Here is a 20949-nt window from a genome sequence, read left to right on the forward strand (position 1 = left end):
ATACCCATCAGTTTTAGTGAAAAATAAAATATGCTATGCTTTATACAATACATAATAATCAGAAACATTTTAAATGGTATAATAATGCTAGTATTTTATGCATATCCTGCTAGAGAAGGCAGAGAGGAGGGAAATCTCTGAAGACGGTTTTTCGCATCGCTATTATTCTTGTATTTATTCTATTAATAAGTATTTATCAAAGTCTTGAGGACGAGAACGAACCTTTAAAAGGACCTGATACACAGACTCTTAAGAAAGATCACGATAATCAGATGAAAAAGCCATTGGAAAATGCCGGGGAACGGCCTGTGTCAGGTCTCTCTACCTGGATAGGGAAAGGTTCGGATAAAGTAATCGATGCCTTTGGCGAACCGGAACGAATCGAGCCCGGCCTGTACGGATATGATTGGTGGATTTATCCGATTTCTCGGAAGCAATACCTCCAGATGGGGGTGGAAGATAATAAAGTAGTCACTCTTTATGCAATCGGCAATGAAGTCGATGTCAGTCCTTATAAGCTTGGACAGAAGCTTGAAGATATCTATCGTTTTACCATTATCGAATCTGAAATCGTTGTCAATGATGAATCGGGATCCTATCAATTTGAACTGAATGAAGAAGATCTTAATACCCGCCTGCTGGTTTCATTAGGGGATATCTATGCACAGCTTTACCTTGATAAATTCACGGGAGAATTAATGAGTATCCGATTTTTGGACAGCGCCACCCTTATTAAAATGCATCCATATGAAATGATGTACAGGGGCGAGCTTGCCGAAGAACCACAACCCACTGATAATGAATGGAGTAAAATAGATACCGCAAGTGAACAGCAGATATTTGATATAACCAATGTAATGCGTGCTCAATTTGAGGCAGATGAGGTAGAGTGGAATGAAGAAACGGCAGAAGTAGCAAGGGGACATAGTAAGGAAATGTATGAGAAAGATTATTTTTCCCATGATTCACCTGTATTTGGAAGTCTTACTGATCGATTGGAATCCCAAGAGATCACGTTCAAGTCTGCAGGGGAAAACATTGCCTCGCAATATACTGATGCTCCCGAAGCAGTACACGGCTGGCTGAATTCTGAAGGCCACAGAAAAATCCTTCTTGAAAAAGATTTTACCGATCTGGGAGTGGGAGTCTATAAAAGATATTATACTCAGAACTTCATCGAGAAATTTATGATAGAGGAATAAAAAAGGTTGGCTATTCCAGGACACAGACAAACAGTCCTTGAAACGGCCAGCCTTTTTTTATTTCTTTTCAAAAATAAAGAATGATCCGGTAGAATGAGCTACCAATTTGCCTGAGGAATTCGTAACCTTGCCTTCAACCACCATTGTCTTTGTTCCTTTATGAACAATTGAGGCACTCGCAAACAATTCTTCACCGACTCCCGGTGAGACATAATGAACAGTTAAATTTGTTGTCACCGCTCCGTATCCTTCTGGGAGCATCATATTGGCGAGTGTCCCCATTGCTGTATCCACCAGGGTGGCAGTTACACCGCCATGCACTATTTTCAATGAATTATGTGTGACTTCAGTAATTGGGATACTTATTGTGAAGTTTCCGTTCACTGTGGATTTATCCATGGCAAATATCCCGCCGATTATGGATTCATTCAGATCATTCTGCTTCCGTTTAACTCCATTCAGCAGTTGACGGATACTTATTACTTCTTCTTCATCTGCTGTTTTTAGCACTTCATCCAGCAATTTGTGTAATTCTTCTTGCATAATCAAACATCCTTTTCTTTTACACAGCGTAAAATAATAATTATGAACACGACTGCTTAGTTTAGTTTTTCTGGTTGGTTTCTACAAAAGAATTTTACTACAAAAAGGAATGTATCACCATTTTTTCATTCCCATCATAAAATAATATAGGTTAATGTCCTGAGCAGGAGGTGCTGGGAATGGGAAAATCATTACACCCTAAAGTAAAGGAATTCAAGGAATTTGTCAGAAAGCATCCCAAAATTGTAAAAGATGTGCGAAACGGAAATGCAAATTGGCAGGATTTGTTTGAAGACTGGTATTTGCTTGGGGAAGAGGATACCCGGTGGAGCGTATACAAGGATGCTGAAAACAATAGTGACAATGGTACAGACAAAGAAGATAAAAGTAAAAATGGCTGGTTTGACCAAGTAGGTGATTTAGTGAAGAAAATGGATGCCAATCAATTGCAAAGCCATATCAATAATATCAATGAAGTGTTGGGAACCGTTCATGGTGTCATCAGTCAGTTTCAATCTAATCCAAAAGGGACCTCAGTGACAAATGAGACACGTACCAAGCCTTCTCATCCCTTTTCCTTCAGGAAAGACTAGGGGGGAAAGCATGAGAACGGATATCATCGAATACATTCATTCCAATGAAGAATTAAAGTTGTTTTTGAGGGAAAAACCTGAATGGTACAGGCGACTTTCAAGAAATCCAAATGAACTTGAAAAGTTTGAAATCGCATCGATCAATCACTTCCAAAAAACGATTCCACACCGGGTACAAAAATTCTCCAATGGAGTCCAGATGGCATCTATGATGATCAGTATGTTCCAAAGCATGAATGAATCATCTCAATAGGGTGTAAAAAGGAAAAGCGGCCGCTTTTCCTTTTTTATTTTCTGTTTATCAAATAACGCGTTTCTAGTTGAATAAACGTGAGTAAACAACGGTAAAGTTGGGGATGGCTAAGATAAAGGAGTGGTTTCAACTATGAAAAAGTATATCGTTCTAGCTGCTGCACTGCTCGTGGTTTTAAGCGGATGTAGAGACAATGCCCCCCCTGAACCTGAAAGTTTCAGCTTTGTGAAAAAGGCGCAGGCCCAAGAAACACTTTCTGTTAAGCACATTGTTCAGGGAAATCAGGTATTTATAGAATGCATCGTTCCTGATGTAACGTTTTCCTCCTCAAGAAAAGGAGCAAAAAAGGGGAAAATCGTTGTGACTTCAAATACAAATGGTCTTTACAAGGAATATCACACAGCGGCATTCGTCGTGAAAAACCTGCCCAAGGGCAACCATATATTGACGATTGAAGTGGTAAGCCCCAAGAATAAATCATTGGGAATAAAAAAACAACTATATGTAACGATTCCGTAGAGGTTCAAAAATAAGCGGGATTTTTTTACAAAGCATATTCGCTTCCAGTTCCTAAACGTGTTAAAATAACGTTATGGAGGTGGGCACTATGCTTGCTACTATAGAAAGAATGGAAATTCTGGATAGTGCAGATGAACTATCCCAATGGATATTAAATTCCGATGTGGCAGAAAATTATCGGAAGTCTCTATATAAACTTCGTAATAATGACGTTACGCAAAAAAAAATACAATTGTTTACGCGTATGAAGGAACGTTACGAAGAGGTACAAAGATTTGGACGTTATCATCCGGATTACAAAACGGTCATGAAGGAGATACGTGAACGTAAAAGGGAAATGGATATGGACGACAACGTAGCCGAGTTCAGAAGGGCTGAAAATGAACTTCAGGACCTCTTGGATAAAGTGAGTTTGATCATAGGACATTCCGTTTCAAAAAATGTGAAGGTTCCTTCCGGAAATCCTTTCTTCAGTGGGAGTTCTTGTGGAGGGGGCTGCGGATCTGGAGGCAGCTGCGGCTGTTCAGCCTGACAGAAAAAAAAAGAGCTGGCGCTTCGTCAGCTCTTTTTTATTGCTTTAGCCGTACACAATCGACGCATAAGTTACCACAGCAGAACATCTTTTCCTGAGGGACATAAAAGCGATGGCGGTAGACGTATAACGAAGGCTGGGATCTGAAGAATATTGTATCGGAGTGCAGTCTCTTCCCTCTCATTGCACGCGCTGATCGTTTGCGGATTAGATATTCAACCTCATCCCTGTCCAATTCGGTTTCTACATACAGAAAGGGGATGCCTGCGGTCCATTTGGCGTAACAAGCGGCAATGCCGGGTTCATTGCGAAGAGAATCGATAAAATCATCCCATATGTACTTTAGGTCCATCATATCCCTCCCAAGTATTAATTTCTGCTTTATTAATGTACTATACCCTAAATACTATAAATATGTTCCCGCGTATAAGAGAATTTCCTCAAGCCCAAAGCCCTTCCTCTTTTTCTGTATTTGTGCTAGACTGAAAAAAAAGTGATTCCTAGAGGGGAAACGTTATGTTGACGCAAAGACAAGGTTTAGTTGTTTGGTTACATAGTTTGAAGCATGCAAAGTCTTTGAGACGATTCGGGAATGTTCACTATGTTTCAAAAAAAATGAAATATGTTGTATTGTACTGTAATCAAGAGGACATTGATTCTGTCATGGAAAAAATCAATTCCTATTCTTATGTGAAAAGAGTGGACCCTTCCTTCAAGCCTTTCATTAAATCGGTATTTGAAAACTCAAGGCCTGATAAGGCGAAGGAATATGATTATAAAATGGGGTTCTAAAAAATCAGCTGCCAACATCAGAGTTTGGCAGCTTTTTTTATTACTGCAGGGGGGAGATATAGTGATTCAATCTTAATATGGCAATAAGATGCTGATAATAAAGATCTTTTTCCGGGAAGAAAGATGATGGCTTGACGTCGAGTTGAATAATCATTTTTTCAAGTTCTTTTGCGGTCTGTTCGAAAAGCGAAAACCTTTTATTTTCCATCATATTCGGATTGGGTATTCCTTCCCGGCAAATATAGATTGCCTGAAACTTCCCTTCAGCTGCCGGCTTCATTACGACGCCAAGCGATGTTACCGGTCTGTCTTTCACGATGGTGTGAAAGGCCATTAAATGCTGTACCCTTTCCTTGTTATATCTTGTCATTTCCAACAGTTCATAAATATCGGCCAATCCTTCACCTAATTCGATAAACCTCTGAATCATGTTTTGACTCCTTTTTATTCATAGTTAATCAGTTTCTTATTATTTCAAACAAACAACGAGAAGTAAAGAATATATAAGTCGAGGGAGGGAAGGAGAAATCCATTGTAATTGACGGAGAAGGCTGTTAAAAGATTTTGAACATAAAAAGCCCTGCAGATATTTCTGCAGGGTCCTTCTATATCCATTTCTGGAAAGAAGGCAAAGGGAGAGGAGAAACCGGAGGAAGAACTTATGGGGAAACGTAAGTCTTCTCCGCGGTTGGCAACAACATCAATTAGGATGTTGTTACTTCCATTATCACCTAACCAATTGATTTTATACATTAAGGAGGTAATTTTCGTATGTGGCGAATCATGTTGATTTGTGTTAGGATAGTGAGGAAAAAATACATATATGGTGGATGATTATGAGAGTGATTTCAGGAACACTAAAAGGACGGCAATTAAAAGCGGTCCCGGGAAGCGGCACACGCCCGACTACAGATAAAGTGAAAGAGTCGATTTTTAATATGCTTGGTCCTTTCTTTGAAGGCGGTACCGGCCTGGATTTATTTGCAGGAAGCGGGGGGCTCGGAATAGAAGCTCTCAGCCGGGGGATGGATAAAGTGATTTTCGTGGATAAGGATTCGAAGGCACTGCAAACGATAAAGAATAATCTTAATGATTGCAAATTGATGGACCAGACTGAAGTATATCGGAATGATGCCGCAAGAGCACTTAAAGCGTTAGTTAAAAGAGAGGTAACATTTGATTATATCTTCCTGGACCCTCCGTATAAACAGAAAAGATTGGAAGAACTGGTCGCATACATTGATGCACATAATCTTTTAAATGAAAACGGTTACGTTATGTGTGAATACAGTTCAGACAGCAGGCCGTCAGATCAGATCGGGAAGTTGCAAAAAGTGAAAGAAGAAACCTACGGGATCATCGGTATATCAATTTATACATATTAAGAATGGCAACTAGCAGACATTTGGGGGTAAATGAATATGACGAGTATTGCAGTATGTCCGGGGAGTTTTGATCCGATTACATATGGACACCTTGATATCATTACAAGAGGGGCAAAGGTTTTTGATCAAATTTACGTTGTAGTCCTGAATAATTCCTCGAAAAAACCTTTATTTTCAGTGGAAGAAAGAATCGAGTTGATCCGTGAATCTACTAAAGACATTCCGAATGTCGTGGTCGATTCCTTTCAGGGTCTTCTTGTAGACTATGCAAAAAGCGTAAAGGCCAGTGCGATCATCAGGGGATTGAGAGCGGTATCCGATTTTGAATATGAAATGCAGATCACGTCCATGAACAGGGTGCTGGAAGAGGATATAGAAACATTCTTCATTATGACAAACAATCAGTATTCTTTCTTGAGCTCGAGCATTGTGAAGGAAGTGGCGAAGTACGGAGGGAATATATCCGAATTGGTCCCTGCGCCTGTCAAGAATGCATTGAAAGAAAAATATAATACAATCGAATAAAAAAGCGGTTCATGGGAGTTTTATCACATGAACCGCTTTTTTGATCAATGTCCTTTATTAAATATTCTACTGCTGTAGATCAGGATATATAGCAGTAAGCAGAAGATTGTAATTGGAGGTCCTGCGGATTTCAGCCAGTAAAGAATTTCATTCCACATATACTCATTCCCATAGGAAAATACAGGTACGGCATTCGAAAGCTGTTCATCGGATAACCTTTCATAGACCGGTTTCCAGATGATGAGCGTCACGATGGAAGCTGCGGCACCGTGAAGAAATCGTGCGTAGAAGAAAGGCTTAAACCGGATATCAGTCTGGGCAAGGATGCTGGCCACCTGGGCTTGAACACTGAATCCTGAAAAGCCAAGGATAAAACTTGTGATGATCGCCTGGTGCAACAGTGTTGCTTCAGACGTACTGCTTGTCAATTTTGATCCCAGGGTTATTTCAAACAAGCCGGAAATGAAGGGGATGCTCAATTGCTCGGCCAAATGGGCCAGCTGGAACAAAGCAGAAAAACCTGCAGCCACAAACGTGGTGATATGAAGGTGGTACAGCATTTTGTTTATGACCGAAAAAAGAATGATAAACCCGCCTATCATCAATAAAGTCTGGATTGAGGATGTGACGGCGTCCCCCAGCAGTTTACCAATCGGACGATTATCTTTCAATCTGGTTTCATGAAGGGCAGAGAACGCTTCCCTAAGAATGAATCCTCTCTTCTCCGCGGTTCTGTTGTCGAGGACTTCATGGTCTTTTCCCCCATAAAATCTCATCGCGAGACCTACACAGAAATTGCCTATATAGTGAGCGGCCGCAAGCACCACACCGAGTGTAGCGTTTTGAAAAAACCCCACTGATACAGCTCCGAAAATAAATAACGGGTTAGAAGAGTTTGTGAATGAAACCAATCTCTCTGCTTCGATTTTTGTAAGCTGTTTTTCCTGACGAAGGCGTGCTGTTAATTTGGCACCTGCCGGAAAACCGGATGCCATCCCCATAGCCCAAACAAATCCGCCTGTTCCCGGTACCCGGAATAAGGGGCGCATCATTGGTTCGAGGACCACCCCTATAAATCTTACTACCCCAAAACCAATCAGCATTTCGGAAACGATAAAAAAAGGCAGCAGTGAAGGAAATACAATTTCCCACCACATATCCAGTCCCCTTATCGAAGCCTCCAATGATTCATCTGGCATAAGAATCAATGCTGCAGCAAAAACTGTCACACTTGCCGATAAGACCAACGTTTTCAATTTCGACTTCAACAACCGGACGTCCCTCCTCCGAGAGCTATGTCAAATTCTTGTGAAACACAGAAAGAATGATAAAATGAGAGTAACCTCAACTTGTCCTCATATTTATCAATATACTCATACATATTAGAAATAGACCATATGATGAATTGAACCGCTAACTAAGGGTGAAGGGGGTACTCATATGAAAAGACCAAAGATTGGCTTGGCCCTTGGTTCAGGTGGAGCTCGAGGATTTGCACATTTAGGGGTCTTGAAGGCTCTTAAAGATGAAGGCATCCCCGTCGACATGATTGCCGGGAGCAGTATGGGTGCACTGGTGGGCTGCTTGTATGGGGTCGGTCACAGGATGGAGGACCTCTATAAATTATCCACGACCTTCAGAAGGAAATATTATTTGGATTTTACAGTTCCGAAGATGGGATTCATCGCCGGGAAGCGTATAAAAGAATTCATTCAATTGTTTTCACATAATAAGAACATTGAAGATCTGAACATCCCTGTAAGCGTTGTGGCCACTGATATAACAAATGGAGAAAAAGTGGTCTTTACATCAGGTCCGGTCGCAAGTGCAGTCAGGGCAAGCATAGCGATTCCTGGCATATTCGTACCGGAGAAGATAGACGGACGCCTTCTTGTAGACGGGGGCGTCATCGACAGGGTCCCTGTTTCGGTCGTGAAAGAAATGGGGGCAGATCTTGTTATCGGCGTTGATGTATCCCACGTCAAACGGAATGCTGAAATTACTACTATATATGATGTCATAATGCAGAGCATTGATATCCTTCAGCTTGAAATCGTGGCTCATCGGGAAATCGCTTCCGATTTCATGATCCGGCCGCATGTGGAAATGTACAGTACACGGGCTTTCAAGAATATCGAAGAAATAATTGATATGGGGGAAGAGGAGGCAAGGAAGGTTATTCCTTCTATTAAAAAAGCGCTGGAGGAATGGAAGGGGTAAAATCTATGAAGAACAGAACGCTGATCAGAATTATGGTTGTGATGACGGTATTTATCGTAGCAACGTCCTTTTATTATCTTCCCTATTATGTAACGAAGCCGGGGAGCGCCCATGAGCTGGATCCCATCGTAAAGGTGGAAGACGGCTTTGATGATAAGGGTGAATTTATGCTGACTACTGTAAGGATGGGGAAAGCAAATATATATGCCTATCTTATCGCCAGCTTAAAAAAATATGAGTATATTTATCCTGTTGAAGAAATCCGGAATCCTCATGAAAGTGATGAAGAATATAATCTGAGACAACTTCAGCTCATGGAAAATTCCCAAAATCACGCGATTGAAGTCGCCTTCAAAGCAGCGAATAAACCCTATCATTATAATTACAAAGGGATATATGTCTTAAATGTTTATCCTGAAATGCCGGCTGCTGACGTCCTGAAACCAGGCGACAGGATCACAGCCATTGACGGGCAGGAATTCGAATCATCTGAAGAATTCATCCAATATGTGGGGAAGAAAGAAAAAGACGATAAAGTAGAGATAAAGTTTATAAGAAATGACAAAGAGAAAATTGAAACAGTCCCATTGAAGGAATTTCCGGAAATGCCGGATAAAGTGGGACTTGGCATTTCATTAAGTGACGACAAGGATATCGTCACCGACCCTGAAGTATCCCTGGATACAGAGGAAATTGGCGGCCCGTCGGCCGGGTTGATGTTCAGCCTCGAAATTTATAATCAATTGACGAAACCGGATTTGACCAAAGGGTATCCGATCGCAGGGACCGGAACAATTTCAGAAGACGGGGAAGTAGGCAGAATCGGTGGGATTGAACAGAAAATCATCGCAGCTGACAAAGCAGGTGCAGAGTATTTCCTTGCCCCTGACGATACGATTGCAGAGGAAATAAAGAAAAACAATCCGGAACTTGAATCCAATTATTCAACAGCCAAAAAGACGGCAGAAGACATCGGGACAGACATGAAAGTCATTCCGATCAAGACATTTGATGAAGCGATAAAATTCCTTCAATCACTTCCTGAGAAATAAACAATGAAAGAGACTGCGCAGGCAGTCTCTTTTTTGCTTTGATCTTATCTCATCATGACTGGAGGCTGAGACCACTCCTGATGAAGTAACTTTTTCTTAGCTTCATTAGAGGAAAGACCAAGTGAATAGATGTCGGCAGCTTTCATGTCTAAAAATATATCTTTTTTATCTGCGCTGGAAAGTTTACTGATCAGAGGAAGTTCCAATGATTTTTTCATTTTATTCAAATATTCCTGCCCGGTCTTATTCATCCCCAGCAATCTGATGTAGGAAGGGGCAGCGTGCCTTTCATTCATTTCACTTTTTGTTGTATTGGTCAATATATGCAGCGCCATCCTCTGCAGACGTGTCCACGTATACCTTTTGGATTTCACCCTGTTCATGAAATCTTCAAACGAAAGCGCTGACTTTGAGCTTTCGATCATTCTGTTTTCAATACCTTCTTCTATTTCATAGATCTCCCGCAGCTGGGAAGGAGAAGAGGACATAATCTTGTATTGAAGCAATGGCCAATAATTTTCCCATCTATGATACCCTCCAAATTCCTTTCTGTAATGTTCCAATATTTCGTATGTGGCGGACGGTATGTAGCGGTTGATCACATTTTCTTCTTTATCGGGGTCGAAGAGATTTTTTCGGATACTGGTGGCACTTGCGATGGAAGGGGACGCAAAGTGCTCATCATGATAGCCTGCTGATTCACGTGTTATCGTAAATGCCTGTAAAGACGGAGCAGCTGTATTTCTTGCTTCAATATAATGGTAGCCCAGGATATTATTCGGTTTGCTTAAATCAATCAGGTTTCCGCTGCTTTTTAGGTCCTTGAACGCTTTCGACAAGGCAGAAGGATAGCTTAGGCCTTCATTCATATAGTTTTTTATCGATGCATCATATGTGTCCCGGTTGCTTTGAATTAAATTGACGGTTTCTTCAAATGCGGAGATTCCTCCGTCTTCACTCCCAAAGCAAAAGCTTTCGCAACCTATTTCATGGAGCAGGGAGATGGATCCTTTCGCGAACGTTTCTGCATGCTGTGTCGCGAATGCATAAGGAAGTTCAATGACGATATCAACCCCTGCTGCCAAAGCCATCTTTGTGCGTGCCCACTTTGACACGATAGCGGGTTCACCGCGCTGAAGGAAATGCCCGCTCATACAGGCGATTACAAGATCAGCCCCCGACGTTTTTTTTGTCTCAGTCAGATGATGCAGGTGTCCATTATGAAACGGATTATACTCAACTACTACCCCTGTTGCTTTCATAGTAAATGTCACTCCTTCTGCAAAAAATAGATGAATAAATGATAAATATCTATAAGTATCATATCGGATATTCAAAAATATTTGAAACGGATTATCATAAAGCGTTATAATTGCAACACTGACACCGTAATAAGTGTAAAGAAAAAATATTGACAAACGGTAATATCAAGTCTATAATTACCTTTGTTGCCTTGAGGTGATGACATTGAAATGGTCGATAATACAATTACAAAAGTACAGGGATAAAGGACTTACCCTTGATGAAACAGTGACTTTCGACAATCCCGAAGAAATTGATCCGCAAGTCAGGAACGTTTCTCCGATCCATGTTACAGGTAAGGCTGACATTGGAACGAATCGCGTCACTTTCCATCTTAACATAACGGGGCATATGGTTTTACCCTGTTCCAGAACCCTTGTGGATGTGGATTTGCCAATCAATCTTAAAACGATTGAAACCTTTCTTCTTTCAGAGACTGAATATGATCATTATGAAGAAGAAGAAATCCACCGCATAGAAGGGGATGTAATTGATTTAAAACCAGTAATCAGAGAGTTGCTGTTACTTGAGATACCTTTACAGGTAATCAGCGATGAAGCGAGAGAACAGGATAAGCTTCCTTCCGGTAAGAACTGGGAAGTGATGACGGAAGAACAAGCTTATGAAGTCGAAGAGGAAAAAGAGAAGAAAGTTGATCCTCGACTCGCTGACTTAGCAAAGCTTCTTGATCAAAACAAGAACTCTTAAAAGCGAAGTACCAGTTCGTTCTGGCTTCATAATATTTTTATCTCTTTAAGGAGGTGGGAAGAATGGCAGTACCTTTTAGAAGAACATCTAAAACAGCAAAAAGACAACGTCGTACACACTTCAAACTACGTGTACCTGGTATGGTAGAATGCCCAAACTGTGGTGAAATGAAACTAGCACACCGTGTTTGCAAAGAGTGCGGAACGTATAAAGGAAAAGAAGTTGTAAACAAATAATTTTATTTACAACAAGTTGCAAATAATCATTTGCGACAAATAAAAAAGCGTGAAGAGGCCATGGCTCTTCACGCTTTTTTTATTGCGGCACTGTTCAAGTCAGTTGAATCCATTTACACTATAGAAAAAAGGAGGGGCAGCAAGATGGGAGAATATATCATACATAAAGATGAGAAGGGGATACTTCATTTCATAATCAACCGTCCTGAAAAAAGAAATGCTATCAACTATGAAATCATGGACGGACTCGACAAAGCTTTAAAAGAATGTCATGTGAATTCATCCGTAAAAGCATTTGTCATCACTGGCAGTGGAGAAGAAGCCTTTTGCTCAGGAGGGGATTTATCCGAGTTCCACCGCTTGAAAACCGAAGAGGAAAGTTATGAAATGCTCAGGCATATGGGGGACATCTTAACAAGAATTGCGTTTCTGCCCAAGCCGACGTTCGCTTTTATCAATGGGACGGCAATTGGCGGGGGATGCGAGATTGCGGCTTCATGCGATATTAGAGTTGCCAGAAAAGGGATCAAGATGGGATTTGTCCAAGGGAATCTTGCCATAACCACCGGCTGGGGAGGAGGAACTTTGCTCCATAAAAGGATTAATTCGTCCAGAGCTATATCCCTTCTGATGGAAGCGAGCTTGAACGAAGCTGAATTTTTATACGAAATCGGCTTCATAAATGAACTTGTAGGGGAGAAGGGAGATATGAGGGACTTGCCCTTATTAAAAGCTGTTTCAACTAAGACCGCTGGTGTGCTCAAAGCATACAAAAAACAGCAGTTGAACGATTGGGACAGAACAGTTATGGAGAAGAACATTGAAAGTGAAATCCGTGAATGTTCAAGGCTGTGGGCGTTGGAAGAACATCACAAGGCGGTTGACCGTTTCTTAGCCAGATAAAGGAGCCGGATTAATTATTTTGAATTCAAGTAATCTGTTGATTCTATCTACTCTAGTAAGTGCATATGCATGAATAAATGGATCTTACAGGAGGGATGGAAATGTCTTCAAATAGACAGGATGCTTGGAGTCAGGATGAAGATGTAATACTTGCTGAAGTTGTATTGCGCCATATACGGGAAGGCGGCACTCAGCTAAAGGCATTTGAAGAAGTTGGAAGAAAGCTATCGAGGACATCCGCCGCATGTGGTTTCCGGTGGAATTCGTTTGTACGCAAACAATATAAATCAGGTATAGAGTTAGCGAAGAAACAAAGGAAACAAGCAAAAAAACATACTCCTCTGGTGAATAAGCCTCACCAGGAAACATCTTTCCAACCTGAGATCGGTGAAAACGCAAATGAGCATTTCTCGATGAGCAGTATGATCCAGTATCTGCAAAAAGCAGAAGAAGCGGTCAGTAATGAAGCGAAGGCAATGCTTGAAAATAAAAAGCTGAAGGATGAAATCTCTCAATTGACACATAAGTGTGAACAGGTTGAATCAGAATTAAAAGAATACAAAAGTAAATTCTCTTTACTTGAAGAAGATCATAAATCCCTGTTGACGATTTTTGAAAAAGCTCGAAAAATGGCCCTTTTACAGGGGAATGAAGAAAAAGTGAAATTCCAAATGGACAAAAACGGGAATCTTCAAAGAGTTAACAAATAAGAGACATCTAAAAAGGCTGGCTAATGATTAGCCAGCCTTTTTGTTGATTAGCCGATTTTTTGTTCTTTTACACCTTCAGGATACCAGACCATCGGATTTTCACCAAGATCTCTTTCCACATCGTAGGTGACTGCCTCAAAGCCCATCTTTTCCCAGAATCCTTGGGATTTGATTCTGGAATTCGTTTTGATCGGCAGGCCGTAACCTTTTGCGAATTCAACAAGGAGCTTTCCGTATCCTTTGCCTTGATATTTAGGCAAAACCTCAAGTTTCCACAATTCCAAATATCTTTGCGGTGGATCGAAATATTGATCGAACCGGGCCTCCCTTTGATACAGACTCATTCGTGCAATCAATGTATCTCCGAAATAAATGCCGTAAAAAGGAGACTCGCTGTCGTTTTCGATAATATTGGCCTGGAGATCCTCAAGCATGGATAATTCTTGCACTCCATACTCTTTAAACTTCTTGAACTCTTCGAGAGTTTTATAATTCACTTTTAATTTCTCAACTTTTACTGCCATCATATTACCTCCTACTATTACTTCCAGATAGCTTGCATAAACGCATATTTTTGAATCCGTCTGCAGCTATTTAAATAATAAATTGATTATTTACTATTATTATATAACAAATAAACAAAAAATTCTGCACTCAAATAAGAAAACGTTTACAATAAAGAGGAGGATTTCGACGGTTTTTGTAGAAATCTTTATATGTATTGCTGTTTTTTTTATAGAAAGGGGAGATAGTGTGCAAAAAGTTTTAATTGCAAACAGGGGAGAAATTGCTTCAAGAATCATTAAAACGTGTAAACAATTGAACATTCAGACGGTTGCTGTCTACTCTGATGCAGATGAGGAACTGCCTTTTGTCAAGGAGGCCGATATTGCTCATCGAATCGGTGAACCGCCCGTAAACAAATCTTATTTAGTTATAGATCATATTCTTGAAGTGGCAAGGAAAGAAAAGGTTGACGGAATCCACCCTGGATACGGCCTGTTATCGGAGAATGGGGAATTTGCGAAAAGGGTTACGGAAGAAGGTTTTACCTTCATCGGACCATTGCACAGTACAATCCAGAAAATGGGAGATAAAGTGGAAGCCAGGAAGGTCATGCAGCAGGCCGGGGTCCCGGTTGTCCCGGGAAGCGATGGCGGGGTAGACAATATCGAAACTGCCAAGGAACTTGCCGAAGGAATCGGGTATCCGGTCATGCTTAAGGCGAGCGGGGGCGGGGGCGGAATCGGTATGATCCGCTGTGAAAATGAGCAAGCGCTCGTTCAAAGCTTTGACTCTACAAAAAATCGTGCAAAAGCATATTTCGGAAAAGATGAAGTCTTCCTTGAAAAATGTGTTGAGAACGCGCGTCACATTGAAGTGCAGATATTCGGTGACAGTCATGGGAACATCGTCCACTTGTTTGAACGAAACTGTTCAGTTCAGAGACGAAACCAGAAAGTAATAGAGGAATCCCCTTCACCGGTCCTGTCTGAAAAGACGAGACAAGCGATGTATGATGCTGCAGTCCAAGCGGGGAAGGCAGTTGATTATATCAATGCCGGGACAGTGGAATTCATTGTGGATGGTGAAGAAAATTTCTATTTCCTCGAAATGAATACAAGGCTTCAAGTCGAGCATCCGGTAACCGAATCCGTCACCGGTCTTGACCTTGTTAAATGGCAGCTTTTAGTAGCTGATGGAGAGCCTCTTCCTTTATTGAAGCAGGAAGAAATCACTTCTGAAGGCCATGCATTGGAATTTAGAATATACGCCGAAGATCCTAAAACATTCTATCCTTCCCCTGGCCAGATCAAGGTGCTTAATTGGGGAGGAAGTGAAAATGTCCGGATAGACTCGGGATATGACGAAGGGAATAAAGTCACCCCTTTCTATGATCCGATGATTTCTAAATGCATCATCACCGGTCAAGATCGAACAGAAGCAATAGAAAAAGCAAAGGCATTTTTCTCTGAAGTGCAAATTGAAGGTCTCAAGACAAATGTGGGTCTCTTCAAAGAAATAATAGGGGAAAAAGAGTTCCTTGATGGTACGTACACAACGAAATGGCTACAGGATTATTTGACTGCAAACAGAACATAAGATGATAAAACACATAATTGGAGGAAATGAAAATGAAAGAAATTACAGCAGCTATGGCAGGAACAGTTTTAAATGTTTTGGTAGAACAAGGAGGCAGCGTCTCTGCCGGTGACACAGTCCTCATGCTTGAATCAATGAAAATGGAAATCCCGGTCGAAGCCGAAGCCGAAGGGAAAGTCTCAGAAATAAAAGTAAACGTCGGCGACTTCGTCAACGAAGGCGACGTACTAATAGTCCTTGAAGGATAAGACAGCTTTGGATATTGGTATGTATTAATTTTCGGACGAATATTGATGAAGATACATTCCAATGAAAATGATAAAAATTGATTTCATGGTAAGAGACTGTTCCAGCTGTTTGCTGGAGTGGAAGACGAAGACTCCTACTAGAAAAGCGGAAGGGTTTTGCTCAGAGGCTTATGACATATGCCTCTAAGCCCTGGAGCTGGACAGTTCCTTCACCCGTGAATAAGCCGAGTTCACGGGTCACCAGCGAAAAGCGTAGTCTTGCATGGAAACCAACATCGGAGTTGAATAGCCATCACCGTATTAAATGACTTAAAGTAGATGAAGATAGCGTTTTCAGAGGGGTACAAACACTACATAACGAACAAAGGGGGATTCATATGACTGCATCTAAAACATTCATAGATACACTCAATGAAACAAAAGAAAGAATAAACGCCGGCGGCCAGCCGAAATACCACGAAAAATTAAAAGAACAAAACAAAATGTTCGTCCGTGATCGTCTTCAGCTATTATTCGACAATGGGGATTATCAGGAAGACGGCATGTTCGCAAACAACAAAGCGGAAGATCTTCCTGCAGACGGTGTTGTAACAGCCATCGGTAAAGTAGGCGGACAGACAGTCTGTGTAATGGCCAATGATTCTACGGTCAAAGCTGGTTCGTGGGGTGCAAGGACTGTAGAAAAAATCATCCGCATCCAGGAAACGGCACTGAACCTTCAAGTCCCTATCTTTTATTTAGTCGATTCAGCCGGAGCCCGTATCACCGACCAGCTAGAAATGTTCCCGAATCGCAGAGGGGCTGGTAAGATCTTTCATAATCAAGTGAAAATGTCCGGGATGGTTCCTCAGGTTTGTATCCTTTTTGGCCCATCCGCGGCAGGCGGAGCATATATCCCGGCTTTCTGTGATATTGTCATCATGGTTGATGGGAATGCATCGATGTACCTCGGGTCACCCCGTATGGCAGAAAAGGTAATAGGAGAAAAGGTAACGCTGGAAGAAATGGGCGGGGCAAGAATGCACTGTTCTGTCAGCGGCTGCGGTGACTTACTTGCTGCATCTGAAGAAGAAGCGATCGAAGAGGCGAAAAGATATTTGGGTTATTTCCCGGCAAACTATAAAGAGAAACCTTCCGTGAAAGAAGGGGTGGCACCAAAAACGGATAGACTTCTCGAAGACATCATCCCTCAGCATCAAAATGCACCGTTTGATATGTACGAAGGCATAAATACTCTGATTGATGAAGGCAGCTTCTTCGAAATGAAGAAATTATTTGCGCCTGAGCTGATCACAGGATTTGCCCGTATGGATGGAAAAGTGGTCGGAATCATTGCCAACCAGCCAAAAGTTAAGGGCGGTGTCTTGTTTCATGACTCTGCGGATAAAGGTGCTAAATTCATCCAGTTGTGTGATGCATTCCATATTCCTTTGCTTTTCCTTGCTGATGTTCCAGGCTTTATGATCGGGACAAAAGTTGAAAGGGCTGGGATAATCAGGCACGGTGCCAAGCTTATTGCAGCCATGAGCAGTGCGACTGTACCGAAGATTTCTGTTATTGTAAGAAAGGCATACGGTGCAGGATTGTACGCTATGGCTGGACCGGCATTTGATCCGGATGTCTGCATTGCACTTCCTACTGCACAAATAGCCGTGATGGGGCCAGAAGCAGCAGTGAATGCAGTGTATTCAAATAAGATCCAGGCGATTGAAGATCCGAAAGAAAGAATAAAATATGTTCAAGAGAAACAACAGGAATATAAAGAACATATCGATATCTATAAATTGGCTTCAGAATTGATCATCGATGAAATCACAGCTCCGAATGAGCTGCGTTCTGTATTGATTGAGCGTTATAAACTGTACGAAACAAAAGATGTGCAGTTCAGTGAAAGAAAGCATCCGGTGTATCCGGTTTAAGGTTTTGAAGCAGACTTGTTCCTGGTATATCAGGAACAAGTTTTTTTGTGCTTCTTTTTACCTGTAGTTTTCTGAAAGGGAAATATTTGCTAAAATATGAATCATACATAATCTGTTTAAAAAGGAGATAGCATGAAGATAGGGATTATAGGCGGAGGGGCACTCGGACTTCTTTTCTCTCATTATTTAAGTGAAAAGTTTGATGTCACCCTGTTAGTAAGGAGATCTGAACAAGTTCAAGAGATAAACCGTCATGCTCTCACTCTTAAGAGGGATGGTCATGACTATCATTCTTTCTTCCAAGCAGAGAGGCTCAGGGGAAGTGGCATGGGATTCAATCTCATCATAATCGCTGTTAAGGAATATGACCTTGGACCGGTATTGAATGCCTTGGTAAATACCGATGTCAGTGTTCCATTATTGTTCCTGCAGAATGGAATAGGCCACATAGATCAGGTGAAAAGCCTGCCCCACGAAACCCTTCTTGCAGGCTCTGTCGAACATGGGGCATTAAAAGAAAATGATCACTCAGTCGTCCATACAGGTAAAGGCAGGACAAATCTTGCTTTTATAAGAGGAGAATCGACCCAGATAGAAGAACTATTAATACAGGAAATAAAATATTTTCCTTTTTCACTCAAAGACGACTATGAAAAAATGATTTTAAAAAAATTATTTATTAATGTATTGATTAATCCTCTGACCTCGATTGCCCGAATAAAGAATGGCAGGCTGGCGGAAAATCCACATTTCCTTCATATACAGCATGCGTTATTCAATGAATTGCACATCCTTTTTCCTCATATGAAGGACCACATCCGCTTCGAAGAAGTCATGGACGTAGTCAAGAGCACTTCATCTAATCGTTCATCCATGCTCAAGGATATTGAAGAGAGAAGAAATACAGAGGTTGAGACCATTCTGGGAGCTTTATTGTTAAAGGCCGAAAAAGAAAACCATTTTTTACCCATCATGAAAACACTTTACGAATTAGTAAAAGGAATTGAAAGAGAAGGTCAGGGGGGGTAAAATGGCTTCCATTTTTTCAACGATCATTGCCATTTTTGTCATTATTCCATTTTTGGGGTATTTCATCAGCTTTATTATTGCCAAGGAAGTAATGAAGAATCACCGCAAAGCGGTACATCTTGCGATTGACGTGACTACATTTTTGTTGATGGTCTCTGTCCATTTTATTGTGCTTGCCATATGGAACACTTCTTACTTGTGGCTTATATTTCTTAGTGTTTGCTGCATAGGCTTGATATTTGCCGTATTATATTGGAGGGCAAAAGGAGAAATCCATTATCCTCAGGTCATCAGGGGTGTATGGAGGATAAATTTCCTTTTGTTTTTTGCGGCTTATATCGCTTTAATGATCACGGGCTTGATCATAAGAATTATCGAACTGAATTAGTCCTTTTTACAGGCAGTTTTTTTTCTTTTCGGTCAGTGAAATGGTATACTCATCGTTAGGAAATAAAGAGCCAGAAAAGGAGTAGTAGTTCATATGGATTTGGAGAATCTGAACATTCCGGCGATCAACCAGTTTGCTTCATTATATATAGAGCAGAAAGAACCAGTGACTTCTTTTTTTCACTATAATATAAATCAGTCCGATGTCTATTCGCAGCGGATGGAAGACTTGGCGGCCCGTGAGTTCCCTCGTGCCGAACTAACGGATTGTATCGCCGGGTATATGAAAGGTCTGCCTGGCTCCCGGGAAGTAAATGAGTCCCTGGCGAAACTGAAGAAGGATGCAGTAGCCGTCGTGGCAGGCCAGCAGGCTGGTTTATTAACAGGGCCGTTATATACGATACATAAAATCATCTCTATCATCAAACTGGCAAAGCAGCAGGAAAAAGAGTTGAATCATCATGTAGTGCCTGTATTTTGGATTGCCGGGGAAGATCATGATTATCAGGAAGTGAATCACATTTATCTCGAGAAAGGGAACATAATCGAGAAAAAAGGCTATCCCGAAAGAGTGTCTGGAAAGAAAATGACTTCGGACATTTCATATGATAGAAACGTGATGAAGAACTGGGTGACAGAAATTCTCAAGACCCTTGGTGAAACCCCGCATACAAAAAAACTGGCAGGCGAATTGACAGAAATGATAGAAGATCAGAACGATATTGTAAGATTCTTCGCCCATTTCGTCATGCACCTGTTCAAAGACTTTGGACTGCTTGTAATCGATTCCGCCTACCCGCAATTACGGTCCCTTGAAAAACACCACTTTCATCATCTGATTGAGGGAAGTCAGCAGATTACGAATGCAGTTCTCGAGCAGCAGGGTGAAATAAAAAGAAATGGGTTCAACACCCAGCTGGATATCTCTCCCGATGCAGCAAATATTTTTATTAACTTAAACAATGAACGCGCATTACTGGAAAGAGAAGATTACAGCTTTACTGAAAAGAATACCGGGAGTGTGATCTCGGCCGCTGAATTGCTGTCGATGCTTGAAAAAACACCGGAAAACTTCAGCAATAACGTGGTGACAAGGCCAATGATGCAGGAATGGCTGTTTCCTACGCTTGCCTTCATCGGAGGGCCGGGAGAAATTGCTTATTGGGGAGAATTGAAGAAAGCTTTCGAGTATGTAGGATTAAAAATCCCGCCTGTCATCCCCAGATTAAGTATCACCCTGCTTGAAAGGGAAGTGGAGAAGAAAATGGATCTCCTCGGTCTTTCATTATCCCAAGTGTTAATGAATGGTGTCACTGAAGAGCGCGAAAGATATTGGGAATCCATAAAGCTGCCGAGTCTGGAAATGGAAATATCCGAGCTTGAACAAATGATGCAGAAAAAATATGAGGATATCCGGGATAAGACCGCACGGATCGGACACGGGTTGGATCAAATTGCGGATAAGAATCTTTCAATCCATCTGCAGCAATTAGATTTCTTAAGGAAAAGGACAGATAAGGCGCTGAGGGATAAGCATGATAAAACGTTTTCAGATTTTGCAAAAGTAGATAACTGTCTGCGCCCAGGCGGCGGTCCCCAGGAAAGGACCTGGAATGTCCTTTATTTCCTCAATAAGTATGGAGAGGACTTTATCCGGAACCTCACATCCCTCCCGATGGACTTCGACGGAAATCATAAAGTCGTTTATGTTTGAATTCAAGTACGAAAAATAAAAAAGGACTTCTTTCGTAATAAAAGGCGAAAGAAGTCCTTTTTGTGTGTTTATAA

Annotated in this window: 26 protein-coding genes; 20 read left to right on the plus strand and 6 right to left on the minus strand. The window is 41.3% G+C overall.

All coding sequences use genetic code 11. The features are described 5' to 3' along the window. The first annotated feature begins 272 nt into the window (after positions 1-272). Positions 273-1202 (plus strand): CAP domain-containing protein, encoded by a 930-nt coding sequence (locus tag ACKA06_RS02815; RefSeq protein ID WP_052011642.1) that lies wholly within the window; start codon positions 273-275, stop codon positions 1200-1202. A 57-nt stretch (positions 1203-1259) separates the two neighbouring features. On the opposite strand, the gene ACKA06_RS02820 is transcribed toward ACKA06_RS02815, so the two are convergent. Then, complete coding sequence (locus ACKA06_RS02820) at positions 1260-1745, minus strand: PaaI family thioesterase (RefSeq protein WP_032088962.1); 486 nt, start codon at positions 1743-1745, stop codon at positions 1260-1262. A gap of 179 nt (positions 1746-1924) precedes the next feature. Between ACKA06_RS02820 and ACKA06_RS02825 the strand changes: the two genes are divergently transcribed. The 4 genes from ACKA06_RS02825 to ACKA06_RS02840 all read left to right on the plus strand — a co-directional run bounded on the left by ACKA06_RS02825 (position 1925) and on the right by ACKA06_RS02840 (position 3642). Continuing rightward, positions 1925-2338, plus strand: a complete 414-nt coding sequence (locus tag ACKA06_RS02825; RefSeq protein ID WP_411158988.1) for a YlbD family protein — start codon at positions 1925-1927, stop codon at positions 2336-2338. A gap of 10 nt (positions 2339-2348) precedes the next feature. Beyond that, complete coding sequence (locus tag ACKA06_RS02830) at positions 2349-2591, plus strand: YlbE-like family protein (protein ID WP_032088960.1); 243 nt, start codon at positions 2349-2351, stop codon at positions 2589-2591. Between the two features lie 132 nt (positions 2592-2723). Next, positions 2724-3110 (plus strand): hypothetical protein, encoded by a 387-nt coding sequence (locus tag ACKA06_RS02835; RefSeq protein ID WP_032088959.1) that lies wholly within the window; start codon positions 2724-2726, stop codon positions 3108-3110. An 88-nt stretch (positions 3111-3198) separates the two neighbouring features. Beyond that, positions 3199-3642: a YlbF family regulator gene (locus ACKA06_RS02840; protein WP_032088958.1), complete on the plus strand. Its 444-nt coding sequence runs from the start codon at positions 3199-3201 to the stop codon at positions 3640-3642. Positions 3643-3679: 37 nt separating this feature from the next. Here the strand turns inward: ACKA06_RS02840 and ACKA06_RS02845 are convergent, their stop codons facing one another. Then, the gene (locus ACKA06_RS02845; RefSeq protein WP_032088957.1) at positions 3680-3994 is read right to left on the minus strand and encodes a hypothetical protein; all 315 of its coding nucleotides are present in this window, start codon (positions 3992-3994) and stop codon (positions 3680-3682) included. 164 nt (positions 3995-4158) lie between these two features. Here ACKA06_RS02845 and ACKA06_RS02850 point away from each other — a divergent pair, with 164 nt between their 5' ends. Continuing rightward, a complete protein-coding gene (locus tag ACKA06_RS02850) occupies positions 4159-4434 on the plus strand; it encodes a YlbG family protein (protein ID WP_032088956.1) in 276 nt (91 codons plus the stop codon). 40 nt (positions 4435-4474) lie between these two features. On the opposite strand, the gene ACKA06_RS02855 is transcribed toward ACKA06_RS02850, so the two are convergent. Continuing rightward, positions 4475-4864, minus strand: coding sequence for a DUF7147 family protein (locus tag ACKA06_RS02855; protein ID WP_032088955.1), 390 nt, complete (start codon positions 4862-4864; stop codon positions 4475-4477). Between the two features lie 406 nt (positions 4865-5270). Between ACKA06_RS02855 and rsmD the strand changes: the two genes are divergently transcribed. Beyond that, positions 5271-5819, plus strand: a complete 549-nt coding sequence (gene rsmD / locus ACKA06_RS02860) for a 16S rRNA (guanine(966)-N(2))-methyltransferase RsmD (protein WP_411158989.1) — start codon at positions 5271-5273, stop codon at positions 5817-5819. Between the two features lie 36 nt (positions 5820-5855). After that, positions 5856-6344 (plus strand): pantetheine-phosphate adenylyltransferase, encoded by a 489-nt coding sequence (gene coaD / locus ACKA06_RS02865; RefSeq protein WP_032088953.1) that lies wholly within the window; start codon positions 5856-5858, stop codon positions 6342-6344. Positions 6345-6388: 44 nt separating this feature from the next. Here the strand turns inward: coaD and ylbJ are convergent, their stop codons facing one another. Continuing rightward, complete coding sequence (ylbJ, locus tag ACKA06_RS02870) at positions 6389-7615, minus strand: sporulation integral membrane protein YlbJ (protein WP_064565213.1); 1227 nt, start codon at positions 7613-7615, stop codon at positions 6389-6391. A gap of 169 nt (positions 7616-7784) precedes the next feature. Here ylbJ and ACKA06_RS02875 point away from each other — a divergent pair, with 169 nt between their 5' ends. Then, positions 7785-8564, plus strand: coding sequence for a patatin-like phospholipase family protein (locus ACKA06_RS02875; protein ID WP_032088951.1), 780 nt, complete (start codon positions 7785-7787; stop codon positions 8562-8564). Between the two features lie 5 nt (positions 8565-8569). Further along, positions 8570-9616: a SepM family pheromone-processing serine protease gene (locus ACKA06_RS02880; protein WP_411158990.1), complete on the plus strand. Its 1047-nt coding sequence runs from the start codon at positions 8570-8572 to the stop codon at positions 9614-9616. Positions 9617-9660: 44 nt separating this feature from the next. Here ACKA06_RS02880 and ACKA06_RS02885 read toward each other — a convergent pair whose 3' ends face one another. After that, the gene (locus tag ACKA06_RS02885) at positions 9661-10878 is read right to left on the minus strand and encodes a nucleotidyltransferase (protein WP_214873975.1); all 1218 of its coding nucleotides are present in this window, start codon (positions 10876-10878) and stop codon (positions 9661-9663) included. A 205-nt stretch (positions 10879-11083) separates the two neighbouring features. Here ACKA06_RS02885 and ACKA06_RS02890 point away from each other — a divergent pair, with 205 nt between their 5' ends. From ACKA06_RS02890 to ACKA06_RS02905, 4 genes are all read left to right on the plus strand, one after another. Continuing rightward, entirely contained in the window at positions 11084-11626 is a 543-nt protein-coding gene (locus ACKA06_RS02890; protein WP_032088948.1) for a YceD family protein, read from the plus strand. Positions 11627-11688: 62 nt separating this feature from the next. After that, a complete protein-coding gene (gene rpmF, locus ACKA06_RS02895) occupies positions 11689-11862 on the plus strand; it encodes a 50S ribosomal protein L32 (protein ID WP_032088947.1) in 174 nt (57 codons plus the stop codon). 144 nt (positions 11863-12006) lie between these two features. Beyond that, complete coding sequence (locus ACKA06_RS02900) at positions 12007-12765, plus strand: enoyl-CoA hydratase/isomerase family protein (protein WP_032088946.1); 759 nt, start codon at positions 12007-12009, stop codon at positions 12763-12765. Between the two features lie 101 nt (positions 12766-12866). After that, entirely contained in the window at positions 12867-13475 is a 609-nt protein-coding gene (locus tag ACKA06_RS02905; RefSeq protein WP_032088945.1) for an RsfA family transcriptional regulator, read from the plus strand. A 47-nt stretch (positions 13476-13522) separates the two neighbouring features. Here the strand turns inward: ACKA06_RS02905 and ACKA06_RS02910 are convergent, their stop codons facing one another. Next, entirely contained in the window at positions 13523-13999 is a 477-nt protein-coding gene (locus ACKA06_RS02910; protein ID WP_032088944.1) for an N-acetyltransferase, read from the minus strand. 229 nt (positions 14000-14228) lie between these two features. On the opposite strand from ACKA06_RS02910, the gene ACKA06_RS02915 reads away from it, so the two are divergent. The 6 genes from ACKA06_RS02915 to bshC all read left to right on the plus strand — a co-directional run bounded on the left by ACKA06_RS02915 (position 14229) and on the right by bshC (position 20875). Then, positions 14229-15578, plus strand: coding sequence for an acetyl-CoA carboxylase biotin carboxylase subunit (locus ACKA06_RS02915; RefSeq protein ID WP_214873977.1), 1350 nt, complete (start codon positions 14229-14231; stop codon positions 15576-15578). A 32-nt stretch (positions 15579-15610) separates the two neighbouring features. Then, positions 15611-15826: a biotin/lipoyl-binding carrier protein gene (locus tag ACKA06_RS02920; protein ID WP_032088942.1), complete on the plus strand. Its 216-nt coding sequence runs from the start codon at positions 15611-15613 to the stop codon at positions 15824-15826. A gap of 377 nt (positions 15827-16203) precedes the next feature. Beyond that, positions 16204-17745 (plus strand): acyl-CoA carboxylase subunit beta, encoded by a 1542-nt coding sequence (locus tag ACKA06_RS02925; protein WP_058298358.1) that lies wholly within the window; start codon positions 16204-16206, stop codon positions 17743-17745. A gap of 132 nt (positions 17746-17877) precedes the next feature. Next, the gene (locus ACKA06_RS02930; protein ID WP_032088940.1) at positions 17878-18774 is read left to right on the plus strand and encodes a ketopantoate reductase family protein; all 897 of its coding nucleotides are present in this window, start codon (positions 17878-17880) and stop codon (positions 18772-18774) included. Position 18775: 1 nt separating this feature from the next. Further along, positions 18776-19162 (plus strand): DUF3397 domain-containing protein, encoded by a 387-nt coding sequence (locus tag ACKA06_RS02935; RefSeq protein WP_032088939.1) that lies wholly within the window; start codon positions 18776-18778, stop codon positions 19160-19162. 93 nt (positions 19163-19255) lie between these two features. Beyond that, positions 19256-20875, plus strand: a complete 1620-nt coding sequence (gene bshC / locus ACKA06_RS02940) for a bacillithiol biosynthesis cysteine-adding enzyme BshC (protein WP_411158991.1) — start codon at positions 19256-19258, stop codon at positions 20873-20875. Positions 20876-20949: the final 74 nt, after the last annotated feature.

Source organism: Rossellomorea oryzaecorticis (assembly GCF_045897515.1).
Lineage (GTDB): Bacteria > Bacillota > Bacilli > Bacillales > Bacillaceae_B > Rossellomorea > Rossellomorea enclensis.

What these genes read in the sequence shown, in the direction of transcription:
- ACKA06_RS02815 (WP_052011642.1), top strand. Translation starts at nt 273, where the DNA reads ATGAAAAAGCCATTGGAAAATGCCGGGGAACGGCCTGTGTCAGGTCTC.
- ACKA06_RS02820 (WP_032088962.1), bottom strand. Translation starts at nt 1,745, where the DNA reads ATGCAAGAAGAATTACACAAATTGCTGGATGAAGTGCTAAAAACAGCA.
- ACKA06_RS02825 (WP_411158988.1), top strand. Translation starts at nt 1,925, where the DNA reads ATGGGAAAATCATTACACCCTAAAGTAAAGGAATTCAAGGAATTTGTC.
- ACKA06_RS02830 (WP_032088960.1), top strand. Translation starts at nt 2,349, where the DNA reads ATGAGAACGGATATCATCGAATACATTCATTCCAATGAAGAATTAAAG.
- ACKA06_RS02835 (WP_032088959.1), top strand. Translation starts at nt 2,724, where the DNA reads ATGAAAAAGTATATCGTTCTAGCTGCTGCACTGCTCGTGGTTTTAAGC.
- ACKA06_RS02840 (WP_032088958.1), top strand. Translation starts at nt 3,199, where the DNA reads ATGCTTGCTACTATAGAAAGAATGGAAATTCTGGATAGTGCAGATGAA.
- ACKA06_RS02845 (WP_032088957.1), bottom strand. Translation starts at nt 3,994, where the DNA reads ATGGACCTAAAGTACATATGGGATGATTTTATCGATTCTCTTCGCAAT.
- ACKA06_RS02850 (WP_032088956.1), top strand. Translation starts at nt 4,159, where the DNA reads ATGTTGACGCAAAGACAAGGTTTAGTTGTTTGGTTACATAGTTTGAAG.
- ACKA06_RS02855 (WP_032088955.1), bottom strand. Translation starts at nt 4,864, where the DNA reads ATGATTCAGAGGTTTATCGAATTAGGTGAAGGATTGGCCGATATTTAT.
- rsmD (WP_411158989.1), top strand. Translation starts at nt 5,271, where the DNA reads ATGAGAGTGATTTCAGGAACACTAAAAGGACGGCAATTAAAAGCGGTC.
- coaD (WP_032088953.1), top strand. Translation starts at nt 5,856, where the DNA reads ATGACGAGTATTGCAGTATGTCCGGGGAGTTTTGATCCGATTACATAT.
- ACKA06_RS02875 (WP_032088951.1), top strand. Translation starts at nt 7,785, where the DNA reads ATGAAAAGACCAAAGATTGGCTTGGCCCTTGGTTCAGGTGGAGCTCGA.
- ACKA06_RS02880 (WP_411158990.1), top strand. Translation starts at nt 8,570, where the DNA reads ATGAAGAACAGAACGCTGATCAGAATTATGGTTGTGATGACGGTATTT.
- ACKA06_RS02885 (WP_214873975.1), bottom strand. Translation starts at nt 10,878, where the DNA reads ATGAAAGCAACAGGGGTAGTAGTTGAGTATAATCCGTTTCATAATGGA.
- rpmF (WP_032088947.1), top strand. Translation starts at nt 11,689, where the DNA reads ATGGCAGTACCTTTTAGAAGAACATCTAAAACAGCAAAAAGACAACGT.
- ACKA06_RS02900 (WP_032088946.1), top strand. Translation starts at nt 12,007, where the DNA reads ATGGGAGAATATATCATACATAAAGATGAGAAGGGGATACTTCATTTC.
- ACKA06_RS02905 (WP_032088945.1), top strand. Translation starts at nt 12,867, where the DNA reads ATGTCTTCAAATAGACAGGATGCTTGGAGTCAGGATGAAGATGTAATA.
- ACKA06_RS02910 (WP_032088944.1), bottom strand. Translation starts at nt 13,999, where the DNA reads ATGGCAGTAAAAGTTGAGAAATTAAAAGTGAATTATAAAACTCTCGAA.
- ACKA06_RS02920 (WP_032088942.1), top strand. Translation starts at nt 15,611, where the DNA reads ATGAAAGAAATTACAGCAGCTATGGCAGGAACAGTTTTAAATGTTTTG.
- ACKA06_RS02925 (WP_058298358.1), top strand. Translation starts at nt 16,204, where the DNA reads ATGACTGCATCTAAAACATTCATAGATACACTCAATGAAACAAAAGAA.
- ACKA06_RS02930 (WP_032088940.1), top strand. Translation starts at nt 17,878, where the DNA reads ATGAAGATAGGGATTATAGGCGGAGGGGCACTCGGACTTCTTTTCTCT.
- ACKA06_RS02935 (WP_032088939.1), top strand. Translation starts at nt 18,776, where the DNA reads ATGGCTTCCATTTTTTCAACGATCATTGCCATTTTTGTCATTATTCCA.
- bshC (WP_411158991.1), top strand. Translation starts at nt 19,256, where the DNA reads ATGGATTTGGAGAATCTGAACATTCCGGCGATCAACCAGTTTGCTTCA.